We start from the raw sequence: 16,590 nt of genomic DNA, 5'->3' as shown, positions 1-16,590 counted from the left end.
CTCGATCCTTTAATCAATTTTCGGTGGCGTGGTGAAGGTGTGATAAGGCGCTGGAGATGGAATTTCCCACTCTAGCCCTTCCGCACCTTCCCAAGGCTTCGCAGGCGCAGGCTCGCCGCCACGAATACATTTCACGACCAACACCAAGAAAATCAGCTGAGAGAAACCAAATAAGAACGCACCCACACTCACAATCGCATTGATATCAGCAAACTGCAGCGCGTAATCAGGAATACGACGAGGCATACCCGCGAGACCCAAGAAGTGCATTGGGAAGAACAGGATGTTGACTGAAATCAGCGAGCACCAGAAATGCCACGACGCCAGTGTGTTGTTGTACATGTGCCCCGTCCATTTTGGCAGCCAGTAATACGCCGCCGCCATGATGGAGAAGATGGCCCCTGTCACCAGTACATAATGGAAGTGCGCCACCACAAAGTAGGTATCGTGGTATTGGAAGTCCGCAGGCGTAATCGCCAGCATTAGTCCTGAGAAGCCCCCAATCGTAAACAGCACAATAAAGGCTAGCGCAAACAGCATCGGCGTTTCAAAGGTCAACGAGCCTCGCCACATGGTGGCAACCCAGTTAAAGACTTTCACCCCAGTCGGCACCGAGATCAGCATGGTGCAGTACATGAAGAACAGCTCCGCAAACACCGGCATACCCGTGGTAAACATGTGGTGCGCCCATACAACAAAGCTGAGACCCGCAATCGAAGCGGTGGCGTACACCATCGAGGCATAACCAAAGAGCTTCTTGCGAGAAAATGCAGGGACAATGGCCGAAATAATACCGAAGCTCGGCAAAATCATGATGTATACCTCTGGGTGACCGAAGAACCAGAAAATATGCTGGAACATCACAGGATCACCGCCACCGGCAGCATCAAAGAAGGAGGTTGCAAAGTATTTGTCAGTGAGCACCATGGTGACCGCCCCCGCCAACACGGGCATGACGGCAATCAACAAGAACGCAGTAATGAACCACGTCCAAACGAACAAGGGCATTTTCATGTATGTCATGCCCGGTGCACGCAGGTTCATAATGGTAACGATAACGTTAATCGCCCCCATGATGGAGCTGATACCCATGATATGAATGGCAAACACGAACAGTGCCGTACTGTCAGGCGCGTAAGTGGTAGAAAGTGGTGCGTAGAAGGTCCAACCAAAGTTAGGGCCGCCACCTTCCATGAACAAAGACATGATCAGCATCAGAAACGCAAAAGGCAGGATCCAGAAACTCCAGTTATTCATGCGCGGTAACGCCATATCTGGCGCGCCAATCATCAGTGGTACCATCCAGTTAGCAAGCCCTGTAAAGGCTGGCATAACAGCGCCAAACACCATGATCAAACCATGCATTGTGGTCATCTGGTTAAAAAAGTTCGGCTCTACCAACTGCAATCCAGGCTGGAATAGCTCAGCTCGGATCACCAACGCCATCGCACCGCCCAGCAGGAACATGGTAAAGCTGAATATCAGATACATGGAGCCGATATCTTTGTGATTGGTCGTCAGCAACCAACGCATCATCCCGCTAGGTTTATGATCATGGTCGTCGTCATGACCGACGTGATCGGGCGTCATATCCGTCATTACCGTTTCTCCTTAAAGATCATCGCCGTTAAGCACTGCATTAATCTGGGAGGCTTGAATCGCATCCCCCGTGTCATTACCCCATGCATTTCGCTCGTAGGTAATCACCGCAGCCAATTCTTTCAACCCCAATTGCGCGCCAAATGCTTGCATTGCTGTCCCCGACTTACCGTGGATAACAACATTCAAGTGATCAACAAGCCTTTCCGACTTGGTGGCAACCTCAGACTGTGCCAATGCAGGGAACACACCAGGAATACCAAGGCCATTGGCCATGTGACAAGCCGCGCAGCGAGAGTTGTATATATCCTCGCCGACCGTCATTAGTTCTTCCATGTCCATGTTCATCGACAACAGTTTTTGTTCTTCCTCGCGAACCTTCGCTTGTGCAGCAGCGGTTTCCTGAACCCAAACGTTGAATTCATCGACGGGCTTCGCAATGACCACGATGGGCATAAAGCCATGGTCCTTGCCACACAACTCGGCACATTGGCCACGATAAATGCCAGGCTTATCAATTTTAGTCCAAGCTTCGTTGATAAAGCCGGGGTTGGCGTCTTTCTTCACCGCAAAAGCCGGCACCCACCAAGAGTGGATAACATCTTCAGAGGTGATAAGAAAACGTACCTTCTTGCCGATAGGTACCACCAAGGGGCGATCAACTTCCAGCAGGTAATTCTCTCGCTTCGCCAGCTCACCATTAATTTGCGCAGGTGATGAAGCAAGAAGAGAAAAGAACGACACGTCATGATCGAAATAGCGATAGTGCCATTTCCACTGCGAGCCTGTGACCTGAATGGTGATGTCTGAATCAGACGGATCTTCCATTGCCAGTAGCACTCGCGTGGCAGGAACCGCCATGCCAATCAAGATAAGAAAAGGCACTAAGGTCCATAGAATTTCAACCTTGGTGCTCTCATGGAAATTTGCCGGCACGGCGCCTTTCGATTTGCGATGGTGCACGATAGACCAAAACATGGCACCGAACACCACAACGCCAATGGCGACACAGATATAGAGAATCGTCATGTGCAAGTCATAGACCTGCCCACTAATATTCGTTACCCCTTTAGTCAGGTTAAACGAGGACGATTCATCTGATGCCAAGGCAGCAAATGACGGGAAAAGCGCGAGCGTGGATAGAAATTGGCGAGTCGTCACCGGATCCCTCCTAGAAATCACTACGCATTACAGTGAGTCAATGAGCGCAGCAAATAGAAACATCGATTAACACTTTATTTACAATTAAACCTAGGCAATGAATAAGAAAAGGACAAAAAAAGTGCAGTTTTATGCGCTGAAACTTGATGCCAGCCACGAAATTACGAGATAAAGACATGTGTTTCATCGGTAATCTTTGTGTGCTTATTATCTGAGAGAGAGGTGGAATAGAGGGTAAGGAATCCCTTATTTAGTAAGGGCTTTATCGGTGAACACAAAGAGCAATACAGTGACCGTATTCTGAATTAGATAGGTTGATGAGGGCTTGTTTCATCGGCTTGTGGCACGCAAAAAAACAAAAAGAAAGGCAGTTAGAGCACTTTCGTCTCTAACTGCCTATTTTTATCATTTATCTGCATGTTTCGCGGGAAATTACATCCAGTCGCTATTGCGGATCACACCAACGGCAATGCCTTCGATGGTTAAGTTCTGCTGTGTTAAATCCACCACGATTGGCGAAAACTCTTCGTTTTCAGCATGAAGCCAAACTTGTGTGCCTTTGCGCTCAAGACGCTTGACCGTGACATCGTCTTCAACGCGAGCCACCACAACTTGACCATTGCGAACATCCTGAGTTTTATGAACGGCCAATAAGTCACCATCCATAATACCGATGTCTTTCATGCTCATGCCATTAACCCGAAGCAGGAAATCTGCGCTTGGTTTAAATAGGCCAGGATCGACTTTGTAATGCATTTCCACATGCTCTTGCGCCAGAATAGGTTCACCGGCAGCCACTCGGCCAATCAAAGGTAGTCCATCATCATTGGCAGATTCCGTTTCAACCAAAATACGGATGCCACGCGACGCGCCAGGTACGATTTCAAGCACGCCTTTTCGCGCCAGCGCTTTCAAATGTTCTTCCGCGGCATTGGCTGAGCGGAAACCCAAATCCTTCGCGATCTCGGCACGGGTTGGTGGCATGCCCGTATCGTCGATTTTTGCTCTGATAAGATCAAAGACTTGCTGCTGTCTTGCGGTTAACGGCTTCATAATCAGACCTGTCTTTTTATACAGTTAACTGTGAGTATATCCAGTGTTTAACCAGTTGAAAAGGCGCATTTCGCACCAACAGAGCCAACCCACCCCTTTGAGATCACACTTTCTTGTTTAATCTTGAATTCCCCACATTGACTCATGGCTGACATAAGCACGCGTAATACTGTCATTTCGCTGCAAGTTCGTAGATGTTTTCTGCTAGACTTGCCACGCACAAAACACTAGAGGCCGCGATCAGATGTCTGCTTGCCAATCGTTTTATCACAAGCTATTGAATTTACCTTTATCGGTACTGGTCAAAACGATCAGTATTCCGTCAGACCCTATTAACCAGTTGGGCTTCGATCTCACGCGCCCAATGATTTATGTTCTGCCGTTTCGATCTCATACCGATCTGCTCACGCTGCGCAGTATCTGCCTGCAACTGGGATTACCAGACCCTCTTGAACCGCTAGAACTTGGCGGAAAGAGTCTGCAACGCTATGTCTTCGTATCAGAAGGTAAGCGTTTGTTCAGTCACGGCGATCCAGTGCCGGAAGAGTCCATCGCCTTGTTTACAGAGCTTCTCGAGCTGCATAAACGCGATTCTGAGCTCGATATTCAGCTCATTCCAGCGTCAGTCGTATGGGACCGCAATCCGGGCAATGAATCCCGCCCTGTGGCCGCTTCGCTAAAAGCGATGAACAGCCTGCAAAAGTTCTACACCATTTTGACCCTAGGTCGAGATAGCATGGTGCGGTTAAGCAGCCCCGTCTCGTTACGCTTTATGGCGGACAAGCACGGCACCGACACCACTATTGCGAACAAGCTTGCGCGCGTAGCAAAAATCCACTTCTCTCGTCAGAAGATGGCCGCATCAGGGCCAAACTTGCCGAACCGCCAAGCGTTGTTTAAGCGCTTGCTCGCCTCAAAGGCAATCGACAAGGTCGTCCAAGACGAAGCCGAAAGCCGAGACGTGCCCGTCGAGAAAGTGCGCAAAGAAGCCATCGACATGATGGAAGAAATTGCTGCTGACTTCTCACCAAGCCTAATCCGTTACGCGGATCGCCTGCTGACGTGGCTTTGGAATAAGCTGTATCAAGGCATTAATATCAATAATGCTGAGCGAGTTCGCCAACTGGCACAAGATGGTCACGAGATTGTTTACGTGCCTTGCCATCGCTCGCACATGGATTATGTGCTGCTGTCTTACACCTTATATAAAGAAGGCTTGGTACCTCCGCACATTGCAGCGGGCGTTAACCTTAACTTCTTCCCAGCAGGGCCTATTTTCCGTCGTGGCGGCGCGTTTTTCTTACGTCGTACCTTCAAAGGTAATCGCCTGTATTCCACGGTTTTCCGTGAATATCTGGCCGAACTTTTTGCCAAAGGCTATTCGGTGGAGTACTTCTCTGAAGGGGGTCGCTCGCGAACCGGTCGTCTGCTTCCAGCCAAAACCGGCATGCTCGCCATGACGATTCAAGCCATGCTGCGAGGCCTTAAACGCCCTGTCACCTTAGTACCTGTGTACATCGGCTATGAGCATGTTATGGAAGTCAGCACCTACGCCAAGGAGTTGCAAGGCAAGCGCAAAGAAAGCGAAAACTTTGGCCAAGTGCTGGGTATTCTGCGCAAGCTACGCAACTACGGAAAGGGCTATGTGAACTTTGGTGAGCCGATCCAGGTCAATCACTTCCTCAATGAGAAAGCGCCGAATTGGCATCAAGATATCGACCCAATTGAGCCGCAGCGTCCAACATGGCTAAATCCCGTGGTGAATGAGCTTGCTGAGCGCATGATGACGCAAATCAACGACGCAGCAGCAGCAAATGCTTTGACGCTTTGTGCTACGGCTTTGCTGGCTTCACGCCAACGCGCCTTGAGCCGTGAAGCGTTGGAAGAGCAGCTAAACATCTATCTTGAGTTGCTACGACAAGTACCGTATTCATCAACCAGTACAGTGCCGGAAGACTCTGCACAGGAGCTGGTTGAACATGCGCTAACGCTGAACAAGTTCGTGGTGGAAAAAGACTCGCTGGGTGACGTAATTTCGCTTGATCGCCAGCAGGCCATTTTCATGACCTACTATCGCAACAACATTATCCATTTGTTTGCGATCCCATCATTGATTGCTCAGATGCTGGTCTTTAAGACCAGCGTTAATCGCGAAACCTTGATTGATACGGTTCGTCAGTTGTACCCGCTGTTGAAAGCAGAGCTGTTCATGAGCTTTGATGAAAAAGCGCTGACAAGTTATGTGGATGCGGTGATTGTTGAGCTAGAGCGTCAATCGCTGATTAGCACCGACGGCGACATGCTGCATCGCAACCCGGGCAAGTTGAATCAGTTACAACTGCTGGGTCGCACCATTGCGGAAACCTTACAGCGCTATGCCATCACCATTACGTTGTTCTGTCATGAGCCAAATGTTTCAAAGCCAGATCTGGAGCAACAAAGCCAGATGATGGCACAGCGCTTGAGTCGTCTTCACGGTATCAACGCACCAGAGTTCTTCGACAAAGGTGTGTTCAGCACATTGGTAGCATCCCTTCGTGAAGAGGGCTACCTCAATGATGATGGCCACGCGAAAGCAGAGCACATTGAAACGCTGCAAGAGTGCGTGTTGGGCTTGATATCACCGGAAGTGCAACTGACTATTCAGGCCATCCTGAATCAGCCAACCGATGGATAGAAATACATAGCACCAACAAAAAGCCCTCGCTTCATTCGGCGAGGGCTTTTCTTTTTCATTCTTTTATCTTCATGTTTCATGGTCTTTACGACTAAAACATCTCACTTTGTGTATCACCAGACCATGACAGCCAAGGTGACACCCATGAACACCAGCATGCCGACATAGTTATTATTCAAAAACGCTTTGAAGCAGGCGTCCCTTTCGCGACTTTTTGCCAGCCACTGCTGATACACAAACAACGCAGAAGCCGCCAATAAGAACCAATAATAAACCGCCGCCAATTGAGACAAATACCCCACAAGCACCAGCAGCAAGAGTGTCACCAATTGCAGCACGCCCACTGCGGCCTTGTCGTATTTACCAAACAAAATCGCAGAAGACTTAATGCCAATTTTGACGTCGTCATCTCGATCAACCATGGCATAAAGTGTGTCATAAGCCACGGTCCAAGCCACATTGGCAAGGAACAGCATCCAAGCCACAGGCGGCAGTTCGCCAGCTTGAGCTGCATACGCCATCGGGATTGCCCAACTAAATGCCATTCCCAGCACCAGTTGCGGCATATGCGTGAAACGCTTCATAAAGGGATAGATAAACGCCAGCGCTAAGGCCACCACTGAAAGCTTGATCGTGAGCGGGTCAAGCGTCAGCACTAACATAAACGCCCCAAGTACCAGCAAACCAAACAAAGCCAATGCTTCTTTCGCTGAGATTTTTCCAGAAGGCAGGGGGCGTTGCTGCGTGCGTTTGACGTGTCCGTCAAAGTTGCGGTCAGCAAAATCATTAATCACACACCCAGCAGCGCGCATCATGATGACGCCCAGCACAAACACCACCAGTACGTGCATGTTTGGCATTCCGTCAGCCGCAAGAAACAGCGCCCACAGGGTTGGCCACAACAGCAAAAGACTGCCGATTGGCCGGTCCATACGGGTCAATTGCCAAAAGGCTCTCGCTTTGGCCACATCCATTTAGCCTTCCTCCTGATAAATGGGTGCATGAGGTAAAAACAGTTCAGAGACCAACATCGGCTTATCGTTCACCCACAATCGAGAGCGTCGCGCCAATAGCACCTGCCCATCAAACATGAGGTGTGCGACTTCAATCGCATCACGTCGCGCGTTGGCTTGATTAAAGACACGCTGCCCAAGTGGCACTGCACCAAGCTCCGCGATATCTTGCTCTTGTTCGGTCAGTGTCGACATAGGCACGAGTGTGCGAGCGCAAAGCCAAGGCACATCATCGCCGGAGAGAACCACTTCACGTACCAAGCACGCCTGATCACCCAACAAATCACGCTCGGAATCCGATAACACGCCTTTTTCCACGTCGTGTAGGCCGAGCACCTCGACGGTCAGTGTACGGCAACATGCTTTCAAGCGTTCGGTCATCGAATGACGCTCAAGCAGCCACTCACCTTCCTTTGTTTTTTCCAGCGGTTGCCAGTCTGGGGCCTCCCAATTCGCCTCCACAAGGGCTTTCACGTGTAATCGTTTGAAATCTGACATCTTATCCTGAGCCGAAGAGCAAAAAAGCAACAAAACTTTCGCCGAATCTGCCATTAATGTTTAGTATTAATAGTGCGCTATTGTACACAGCTGTGCTCACGCATGCGCAGCTAAACTACCATAAGAGATTCATTAAATCTGGGGTTTGGCATAAACCATGAAAAATAATATTACCGCCATTTTTACCTTATTATTGACACTGTTGCTCTCTGCTCCATCCATTGCAAATGCGGAAGAGGAAGCCGCGAAATTTAGCTATTTTACGCTGGAGCCTGAAATCACAACCAACTTCATTACTGACGGTCGTAAGCTCGGTTTTATCAATGTGCGTATCGATCTGATGGTTGATGACCCATCGCTGATCCAAATGTTGGAATACCACCAGCCGCTAATACGTGATGCGATTATTGAAGTACTCAGTCAGGAAAATGAAGTGCGCATCAAGTCCCTTTCTGGTCGGGAATCTATCCGTAAAGCATGCTTGGAAAAGGTCAACGAAATGCTGTTGGCAGAAACCAATCAAAAAGTGCTGTCGGATCTATTGTTCACCAAGTATCTCTATCAGTAAGCCCAATGAACAACAAAGGCGCACCGAGGTGCGCCTTTGTTGTTTGAGATATTGGCGTTTAATCAATACACCGGGTCTTCGCATCGATCTCGCTTGGTTCTAATCTAGGCGTCATTATGCACTGGCTGCATCATTAACTATCACGCCACATTGAGCCACGTAGTCACCTACCTGACTTTGTTCTTGCTCTGTTAGATACAAGCCCAGCTTGGTGCGACGCCAAAGTAGATCGTCCACCGTCTGCACATACTCTGCAGCCATCAAGTAATCGACTTCTTTTTGCGTTAGACCACAGCCGAAGCTTTGCCCCAAATCGGACGCCTGCTCGACACCGTCAAACCAAACCCACACGCGAGAACCGTAGGTCGTCGCCAAACGGTTCGCTGTCATCGCATCCATCCAACTAAAGCGACGTGTTAGCTCTGCTTCTACATCACTGAAAGAAGCAATGTCTTCACCGCCCGGCAGCACGATGTCTGCTGTCCAAGGTTTTCCCATCTCGGTAAAGAAAGGCTCAAGCTTGTTCACCGCAGCTTGCGCCAGTTTGCGATAGGTCGTGAGTTTCCCGCCAAACACAGACAAAATCGGCGCATTGCCGCCGTTTCCATCAAGTTCTAACGTGTAATCTCGAGTCATCGCTTGCGGGGAGTCAGATTCATCATCACAAAGCGGACGCACACCACTGTATGTCCACACTACGTCTTCAGGGGTTAAACTCTTCAAGAAATGCTGATTGAAAACCTTCAACAAATACGCGATTTCATTGTCATCAATTGACGCTTTGCGTGGGTCGTCGTGATGCTCAACGTCAGTCGTACCAATCAAAGAGAAGCGATCAAGGTAGGGCAACACAAACACAATGCGGCCATCTTCATTTTGCAAGATATACGCAGCCGACTCATTGTGTACTTTCGGCACGACGATATGACTGCCTTTAATAAGCCGAATACCACGCGGGGACGTCAGCGTAGTGCTGTCATCATAAAACTGTTTTACCCAAGGGCCTGCCGCATTCACCAGCACTTTACAATGGCGAACAAATCGCACTTGGGTTAGTTGGTCAACAATCTCAACTTCCCAATGATCCGCTAATCGTGTCGCTTTAGTTACTTTGCAGCGATTACGTACTTCCGCGCCATGTTCCGCCGCATCCATGATGTTTAACACCACCAAACGCGCGTCATCGACCCAGCAATCGGAGTATTCAAAACCTTGGGTAATTTCAGGTTTGAGCACCGAATCCACGCCAAACTTTATGCCTGTGCTGGCTGGAAGGCTGGTGCGTTTACCGAGGTGATCATAGAGAAAGAGGCCAGCACGGATCATCCATGCAGGGCGAAGATGGGGACGATGAGGTAAACGAAAACGCATTGGCCAAGCAAGAAACGGGACCTTTCGTAGCAGTACTTCACGCTCGGCGAGTGCTTCACTCACCAAACGAAATTCATAATGCTCAAGATATCGAAGACCACCGTGGATCAATTTCGAACTGGCTGACGATGTTGCTGATGCAAAGTCATCGGCTTCAAACAGCCCGACTTTTAACCCTCGACCTGCAGCATCCGCCGCGATCCCTGCACCATTAATCCCGCCACCGACGACAAGTATATCCAACATTTCTGTGCTCATTTTGTCCTCTGCATTGTCCCTTTTGCCCACTCGCGCTGATCACCCTGGGGCCTAAAGCGCTCATTCGAGCATTTAACTTTCGTTTACGAGCATTTTAGTGCAAATAATCGCCTTGTCCAGTGACAATGAGGCGAAAAATTCAACAAAAGATGGATACAAAAACGCCGCCAGATGGCGGCGCGGACATGACAAAAGAGGATTAAAGAATAATTTCTATCAATGTTTCAGTGCCTTGCAGGCGCGAAGAAACATTTTCAGGCAAAGGTGCGTTAGTGAACAGCATGTCGATTTGGGTAATATCGCCCACGTTAACCATGGCATTACGCCCGAACTTAGTGTGGTCGACTGCCAACATCACAGAGCGACTGTTTTGCATAATGGCTTGTTTGACCCGTACTTCGTGATAATCGAAATCCAGCAGGCCACCATCGAGATCAATTCCACTGATCCCCAATATGCCAAAATCGAGTCGGAACTGAGAAACAAAATCCAATGTCGCTTCACCCATGATGCCGCCATCACGGTTGCGTACTTCCCCACCCGCCATGATGATTTGAAAATCTTCCTTCACCATCAGGATACTGGCGGCATTGAGATTATTGGTCACAATGCGTAAATCTTGATGATTGAGCAACGCTCGCGCGACAGCTTCGGGGGTCGTTCCGATATCAAGAAACAACGTTGCGCCATCTGGAATATGCGCCACGAGCGCTTGTGCCAACTTATTCTTGGTGTCTTGCTGCATCACTTTACGCGCATCATAAGCCGTATTGACAGAGCTAGATGGAATCGTCGCGCCACCGTGTTGGCGTCGGATTTTGTTTTCCGCGGCCAGTTCATTGAGATCACGACGAATTGTCTGAGGGCTGACGTCGAAAAATGCGACCAAATCATCGGTGCTGACGTAGCCTTTGCTTCGAACTAAATCGAGAATTTCCTGATGTCGTAGCGTCTGTTTCACGGTGTCCTCTGCGTAAACACGAAGTCTGGGCTCAGTTTACGTGGCTACACCCTTATTGCCAATGTGGGCAAGCTTAAGGGTGAGCGCGCATCACACTAAGCATCTCACTTAAGAAGGGTTTCTCGCTGCTCGGGAGAATTTGGCATCAAACACGGCAATCGCACAGCCTGACACCAAGCCAAACAGGTGAGCCATATTGGCGATAGCCATACCAAAGGGTTCAAAGAAGCCCACCACCAACCACAACAGCATAAAGCCGACATAGCTTGGCTCTATCGACAGCCCACGAGAAGGCGCCAATGTGCCCATAAGCCACAAATATCCCAGCAAGGCATACACCACGCCCGACATGCCACCAAACGCAGGGCCATCAAACACGTATTGCCCCAAACCAGAAAACAGCGCGGTGAGCAGGAAAAGCTGAACCAATTTGGCACTGCCGCTTATCTTTTCTATCTTCCCACCCAGCACCCACCACCACAGTAAGTTAAACACAATGTGTGTGGCAGAGAAGTGCAATAGCGCGTGGGTAAACAAACGCCAAAGTTGCCATTGCTGATCGTCCGTGGCGGGAAAATGCAGCAAGGAGAAAACTTCATGACCAAAGCCAAGCGTTAACCCTGCATAGGCGATAATGCACACCACCATGATAAAGAGGGTAAACGGCCCAGCATTTTGTTTGATCGCGGTGAGTATCTTCTGACGCGGATAAGTAAAATGTGCAGTGCGGCTTTCGGCCATATCCCATGAGGCGGATTGATACTTACGACCTGTCGGGTCGTGCAGAAACGCCTGTAACTCAGCTTCTGCTTCGGCCTGATGTTGGCTATCGGCTAACCACAAGGCAAATTGCCCTTCCCCTTCCGGCATCATCTGTACATCGATGTGTCTCGACGCCATGTAATCGATAAATGCCTGTCCAGCACGAGGGTTAGAAATTGCAATCAGCCTTATCATTAATACCTCTTAATCGTTCTTCTAATCGTTATTACCTGCCACTGGCAACGACTGTCGATGCCAAGCTTCAAAACCACCATCTACACTGTACACCTGCTCAAAGCCTTGGTTAATCAAATATTGTGCTGCACCTTGACTGCTCACGCCGTGATAGCACATTACCAATACAGGCTGTTCATCATCGACAGTCTGAGTGAATTGCACCATGGTGTCATTGGTTAGGTGAAATGCGCCCTGTGGATGAGATAACGAAAATGACTGAGGATCCCGAATATCGACGATCACCGCTTTCTGATCGTTGTCCTGCAGCAACTGCCAAGCATCTAATACCGAGATATGCGCAAATTGTTCCATGGGTTATTCCACTCCCGTGACTTCATTTAAGGTGTTGTCGTTTCAATGAAATAGTCAGAAACAACAAGTAAAACACCATTGTACCCGAGTTTTAGCCAATCCTTGCCACGGAGAAATAAAGGACTTTGTACGCTTTTTAGCCACCTGTGGAAAAGACTGTGGATTGCGTTGATAAAGTAGGATCTAGAGAAAGGATCCACTACATGTAGTGTTGATCGTAATAAAGCTGTGGACAAGTTATCTGAGACCAAACGGGATATGGGTTTTTGAGGCACAAAAAAACCGGCAATCAGCCGGCTTTTTACGATCTTCGAGGGTTGACGATCACAATGCGTCTTCGCCCACAGCCTCTTTCAACTTACGCATGGCATTCTTTTCAAGCTGTCGAATGCGCTCAGCAGAAACCTGATAGTGATCAGCCAATTCCTGCAATGTCGTTTTGTTGTCATCGTCCAACCAACGCGAACGAATAATGTGCTGGCTTCGCTCATCCAGCCCTGACATCGCTGTTGCGAGTCGACGGTTAGCGTGGTCTTCCCAGTTCTGAGCCTCAATATTGGTAGCAACGTCTGAGCTTTTGTCTTCTAAGAAGAAAACCGGGGCCACAGGGCCTTCGCGCTCATCATCATCTGCACCGCCATCAAAACCTGCATCTTGTGCGGCAAGACGAGATTCCATCTCACGCACTTCTGAAGCATCAACGCCAAGTTGCTCTGCAACCAAGTTAACTTCTTCGGCGTTAAACCATCCCAGACGCTTTTTCGACTTACGCAAGTTGAAGAACAATTTACGTTGCGCCTTGGTGGTCGCCACTTTCACAATACGCCAGTTACGCAGGACGTATTCGTGAATTTCAGCTTTAATCCAATGCACGGCAAAAGAAACCAGTCTCACACCCACTTCAGGGTTAAAGCGTTTCACCGCTTTCATCAGACCAATGTTACCTTCCTGTACCAGATCAGACACGGGAAGTCCGTAACCGGAATAACCACGGGCAATATGAACAACAAATCTTAGATGAGACAGGATCAGGCTTTTCGCCGCGTCCAAGTCTTCGTCGTAGTGCAGACGTTCTGCAAGCTCACGCTCTTCGTCAGCAGACAGCATTGGATGGCTGTTTACCTGACGTAGATAGCTGTCCAAGCTATCTCTTGAGATTGGGGCTAGTGCATACATCGCTGCTGTCATTTTCACCTCTTTTCGAATCTATCGAACAATAATGGCCTAAAAAGACCAATGGCATACTCTACTCAAGTTCAAAAAAACTGCAAGTCTGAGTGAATGATCACCATGAATGAGACTACACCCCATCAAACAGGTTCAATATCTCGTAAATGTTTACCTGCCGCGAGCCGTGCTGCTAGCAAGCCAATCAACCCAGCGACCATAAACAGGATCAAGGTTTCATCGACACCTAAGCCACTGAGACGAAAACCACTGCTATATAATGTAGCCAATTCTGCCACGGCTGCATCGAGTAAAAAGCCATTTATTGTTGCCACGAGCCAAGCAACCACTGCACCCGATAAAGCCAACCAAACGCCCGTGTACAAATAGGGGCGAAGGATATAACTGTCGGTAGCGCCGACCAACTTCATGACCTGAATTTCTTGTTTCTGGTTCAGTACCTGTAATCGCAGGGTATTGCCGACGATGAGAAACACTGCCATTAACATCAGACCGGAGAAACCCCAAGTTAATGTCAGCACCAAAGACTCTATAGCTGCTAGGCGTTGCAGCCAGTCGCTATCAAGACGGACTTCTTGAATGTCCGATTCTGCGCGCAGCTTTGACGCCAATGCGGTAACCGCGGCCGCATCATCACTCGTTGGTGTCACCACGATAACGCCAGGTAGCGGGTTATCATCGAGCAAACTCACTGCTTCTTCAAATCCTTGGATTTGTCTCAGCTGCAACAAGCCTTGCTCAGGAGAGATATACGCAACCGAGCCAATCTCAGACCACTGACCGATCTCATCACTCAGTGATGTGGCGCGACTTTCCGGTATCTCATTGAGATAAACCGTCAACTGATTGGGCGCTTGCCATTGTGCACTGACCGCCACCACATTCTTTGCCAACATATATAACGTAACGGGCAATGCTAACGAGAAGGCCAAAGCCAATACGGTTAAAAAATTCCCCGTCGGTCGCGCCAACAAATCTCGAAGCGCTTGTCCGCACTGCTGTTTGTGTAAAGACAAAAAATTAGCCACGCGCCACCTCCGAAAGATGACCTTGGTTCAGGTCAAATCGACGCATGTCATAGCGGCTCAACAAAGACGTATCGTGAGTCGCCATCAATACGGTGACGCCCACTTGGTTGAACTGACGAAATAATTCCATGATTTGCTGCGATAAGGCCGCATCCAAATTTCCGGTCGGCTCATCGGCAATCAACACTTGCGGGCGATTAACCACCGCACGGGCAATACCCACACGTTGCTGCTCACCGCCTGATAACTGAATGGGTAAACAAGCGGATTTGTCTAACAAACCCACTTTGTCTAACGCTGCAGAAACACGCTTTTTCACGTCTGACTCGTTGGCCTGTTCAATACGGAGCGGCAGGGCGACATTGTCGAACACGGTTCTGTCCATCAAGAGTTTATGATCTTGAAAAATCACCCCGATGTGGCGACGCAAAAAAGGGATTTCTTTGCGGTCAATACGCGAAATATCGTGATTATTGAACAATATTTTACCGTCACTCGGCCGTTCAATCGCGCACAAAAGTTTCAGCAAGGTACTTTTACCTGCACCAGAGTGACCGGTCAGAAATGCCATGTCGCCTTTGGGCAAGTGAAAGCTTACTTTCTGTAATGCTCGCTGCCCACCGCGGTAGGCTTTACTAACCTGCTGAAACTGGATCACGCCTATCAGTCCTCCTGACTAAACAGTGCTTCAATAAAATCTTCTGCGACAAATGGTCTCAAATCATCAATCCCTTCACCGACACCGATGTAGCGGATAGGAATATTAAATTGATCGGCCACCGCAAAGATAACGCCACCTTTGGCGGTACCATCAAGCTTGGTCAGGGTGATACCCGACAGCGGCGCGATCTCATTGAACAAACGCGCTTGGCTGATGGCATTTTGACCTGTACCCGCATCAATGGTGAGCATGATTTCATGCGGTGCATTCTCGTCGAGCTTTTTCATGACACGGACGATTTTTTTCAGCTCTTCCATCAGGTTAGCTTTGTTTTGCAAACGACCAGCGGTATCTGCGATAACCACATCAACATTACGTGCTTTTGCAGCTTCAATCGCGTCATAGATCACTGATGCGCTATCTGCACCGGTGTGCTGTGCAATCACAGGAACGTTGTTACGATCGCCCCAAACCTGTAGCTGTTCGACTGCCGCCGCGCGGAAAGTGTCACCTGCCGCCAGCATGACGGATTTGCCTTCTTGCTGGAATTGCTTGGCGAGCTTACCAATAGTGGTGGTTTTACCCACACCGTTAACGCCGACCATCAAAATCACGAATGGCCCGTTTTGGTTTTCCACATCGAGCGGTTTTTCAACCTTACTCAAGATGCCAGCCATTTCCTGCTTGAGCAGACCATACAAGGCCTCACCGTCTTTCAGCTCTTTACGAGAAGCATTGTCGGTCAGGTTATTGATGATCTTGGTCGTGGTATCCATACCAACATCAGCAATAAGAAGCTGCTCTTCCAGTTCTTCAAACAGCTCATCATCAATTTTCTTGCCACTGAACAGACCCAAAAAGCCTGCACCGATGTTCGCTTTGGTCTTCTGAAGACCACGTTTTAAGCGAGCAAATAAACCTTCACGCTTTGGCTTTTCCTGCTCGGCTTGTGTCTTAGCCAGATCTTCAGCGGCCAGCTGTTCTGCAGCAATTGCATCCGCTTCCGCTTGCAGACGCGCTTGTTCTTCAGCCTGTGCTTTCGCATCCGCTTCTGCTTGCAGGCGCGCTTGCTCTTCAGCCTGCGCTTTCGCATCCGCTTCTGCTTGCAGGCGCGCTTGCTCTTCAGCCTGTGCTTTCGCATCCGCTTGCAGGCGCGCTTGCTCTTCAGCCTGTGCTTTCGCATCCGCTTCCGCTTGCAGGCGCGCTTGCTCTTCAGCCTGTGCTTTCGCATCCGCTTCCGCTT

The 16,590-nt window shown here is 49.2% G+C and carries 15 protein-coding genes; 2 read left to right on the top strand and 13 right to left on the bottom strand.

Annotated elements, in window-relative coordinates; all coding sequences use genetic code 11:
- Nucleotides 1-9: 9 nt before the first annotated feature.
- The 3 genes from ctaD to lexA all read right to left on the bottom strand — a co-directional run bounded on the left by ctaD (nucleotide 10) and on the right by lexA (nucleotide 3,813).
- Entirely contained in the window at nucleotides 10-1,599 is a 1,590-nt protein-coding gene (gene ctaD / locus ACED36_RS04270) for a cytochrome c oxidase subunit I (RefSeq protein WP_017007025.1), read from the bottom strand.
- 12 nt (nucleotides 1,600-1,611) lie between these two features.
- A complete protein-coding gene (gene coxB, locus ACED36_RS04265) occupies nucleotides 1,612-2,760 on the bottom strand; it encodes a cytochrome c oxidase subunit II (protein WP_017002643.1) in 1,149 nt (382 codons plus the stop codon).
- A 432-nt stretch (nucleotides 2,761-3,192) separates the two neighbouring features.
- Nucleotides 3,193-3,813: a transcriptional repressor LexA gene (gene lexA, locus ACED36_RS04260; RefSeq protein WP_026023767.1), complete on the bottom strand. Its 621-nt coding sequence runs from the start codon at nucleotides 3,811-3,813 to the stop codon at nucleotides 3,193-3,195.
- A 244-nt stretch (nucleotides 3,814-4,057) separates the two neighbouring features.
- Between lexA and plsB the strand changes: the two genes are divergently transcribed.
- The gene (plsB, locus tag ACED36_RS04255) at nucleotides 4,058-6,490 is read left to right on the top strand and encodes a glycerol-3-phosphate 1-O-acyltransferase PlsB (protein ID WP_371732856.1); all 2,433 of its coding nucleotides are present in this window, start codon (nucleotides 4,058-4,060) and stop codon (nucleotides 6,488-6,490) included.
- A 113-nt stretch (nucleotides 6,491-6,603) separates the two neighbouring features.
- Here plsB and ubiA read toward each other — a convergent pair whose 3' ends face one another.
- Nucleotides 6,604-7,464, bottom strand: a complete 861-nt coding sequence (gene ubiA / locus ACED36_RS04250; protein ID WP_016961856.1) for a 4-hydroxybenzoate octaprenyltransferase — start codon at nucleotides 7,462-7,464, stop codon at nucleotides 6,604-6,606.
- Entirely contained in the window at nucleotides 7,465-8,001 is a 537-nt protein-coding gene (locus tag ACED36_RS04245) for a chorismate lyase (protein WP_016961855.1), read from the bottom strand.
- Between the two features lie 157 nt (nucleotides 8,002-8,158).
- Here ACED36_RS04245 and ACED36_RS04240 point away from each other — a divergent pair, with 157 nt between their 5' ends.
- Complete coding sequence (locus tag ACED36_RS04240) at nucleotides 8,159-8,569, top strand: flagellar basal body-associated protein FliL (RefSeq protein WP_371732855.1); 411 nt, start codon at nucleotides 8,159-8,161, stop codon at nucleotides 8,567-8,569.
- Nucleotides 8,570-8,683: 114 nt separating this feature from the next.
- On the opposite strand, the gene glpD is transcribed toward ACED36_RS04240, so the two are convergent.
- The 8 genes from glpD to ftsY all read right to left on the bottom strand — a co-directional run.
- A complete protein-coding gene (gene glpD, locus ACED36_RS04235; protein WP_371732854.1) occupies nucleotides 8,684-10,186 on the bottom strand; it encodes a glycerol-3-phosphate dehydrogenase in 1,503 nt (500 codons plus the stop codon).
- Between the two features lie 211 nt (nucleotides 10,187-10,397).
- Nucleotides 10,398-11,159 carry a DeoR/GlpR family transcriptional regulator gene (locus ACED36_RS04230; RefSeq protein WP_016961852.1) on the bottom strand — a complete coding sequence of 254 codons (762 nt, stop codon included), beginning with the start codon at nucleotides 11,157-11,159 and terminating at the stop codon, nucleotides 10,398-10,400.
- Nucleotides 11,160-11,267: 108 nt separating this feature from the next.
- Complete coding sequence (gene glpG / locus ACED36_RS04225) at nucleotides 11,268-12,116, bottom strand: rhomboid family intramembrane serine protease GlpG (protein ID WP_017002641.1); 849 nt, start codon at nucleotides 12,114-12,116, stop codon at nucleotides 11,268-11,270.
- A gap of 21 nt (nucleotides 12,117-12,137) precedes the next feature.
- Entirely contained in the window at nucleotides 12,138-12,470 is a 333-nt protein-coding gene (glpE, locus tag ACED36_RS04220; RefSeq protein ID WP_016961850.1) for a thiosulfate sulfurtransferase GlpE, read from the bottom strand.
- A gap of 324 nt (nucleotides 12,471-12,794) precedes the next feature.
- Nucleotides 12,795-13,658 (bottom strand): RNA polymerase sigma factor RpoH, encoded by an 864-nt coding sequence (rpoH, locus tag ACED36_RS04215; protein ID WP_016961849.1) that lies wholly within the window; start codon nucleotides 13,656-13,658, stop codon nucleotides 12,795-12,797.
- Nucleotides 13,659-13,780: 122 nt separating this feature from the next.
- A complete protein-coding gene (ftsX, locus tag ACED36_RS04210; RefSeq protein ID WP_371732853.1) occupies nucleotides 13,781-14,686 on the bottom strand; it encodes a permease-like cell division protein FtsX in 906 nt (301 codons plus the stop codon).
- A complete protein-coding gene (gene ftsE / locus ACED36_RS04205; protein WP_016961847.1) occupies nucleotides 14,679-15,344 on the bottom strand; it encodes a cell division ATP-binding protein FtsE in 666 nt (221 codons plus the stop codon). The genes ftsX and ftsE overlap by 8 nt, the downstream gene beginning before the upstream one ends.
- A gap of 5 nt (nucleotides 15,345-15,349) precedes the next feature.
- A partial coding sequence (gene ftsY / locus ACED36_RS04200) for a signal recognition particle-docking protein FtsY (protein ID WP_371732852.1) occupies nucleotides 15,350-16,590 on the bottom strand: 1,241 nt, incomplete at its 5' end.

The organism is Enterovibrio sp. FF113 (assembly GCF_041439165.1).
Classification (GTDB): domain Bacteria; phylum Pseudomonadota; class Gammaproteobacteria; order Enterobacterales; family Vibrionaceae; genus Enterovibrio; species Enterovibrio norvegicus_A.
Note: the sequence above shows the minus strand (reverse complement) of the source record. Positions and strands in the feature narration are given on the sequence as shown.

What these genes read in the sequence shown, in the direction of transcription:
- ctaD (WP_017007025.1), bottom strand. Translation starts at nt 1,599, where the DNA reads ATGACGGATATGACGCCCGATCACGTCGGTCATGACGACGACCATGAT.
- lexA (WP_026023767.1), bottom strand. Translation starts at nt 3,813, where the DNA reads ATGAAGCCGTTAACCGCAAGACAGCAGCAAGTCTTTGATCTTATCAGA.
- plsB (WP_371732856.1), top strand. Translation starts at nt 4,058, where the DNA reads ATGTCTGCTTGCCAATCGTTTTATCACAAGCTATTGAATTTACCTTTA.
- ubiA (WP_016961856.1), bottom strand. Translation starts at nt 7,464, where the DNA reads ATGGATGTGGCCAAAGCGAGAGCCTTTTGGCAATTGACCCGTATGGAC.
- ACED36_RS04245 (WP_016961855.1), bottom strand. Translation starts at nt 8,001, where the DNA reads ATGTCAGATTTCAAACGATTACACGTGAAAGCCCTTGTGGAGGCGAAT.
- ACED36_RS04240 (WP_371732855.1), top strand. Translation starts at nt 8,159, where the DNA reads ATGAAAAATAATATTACCGCCATTTTTACCTTATTATTGACACTGTTG.
- glpD (WP_371732854.1), bottom strand. Translation starts at nt 10,186, where the DNA reads ATGTTGGATATACTTGTCGTCGGTGGCGGGATTAATGGTGCAGGGATC.
- glpG (WP_017002641.1), bottom strand. Translation starts at nt 12,116, where the DNA reads ATGATAAGGCTGATTGCAATTTCTAACCCTCGTGCTGGACAGGCATTT.
- glpE (WP_016961850.1), bottom strand. Translation starts at nt 12,470, where the DNA reads ATGGAACAATTTGCGCATATCTCGGTATTAGATGCTTGGCAGTTGCTG.
- rpoH (WP_016961849.1), bottom strand. Translation starts at nt 13,658, where the DNA reads ATGACAGCAGCGATGTATGCACTAGCCCCAATCTCAAGAGATAGCTTG.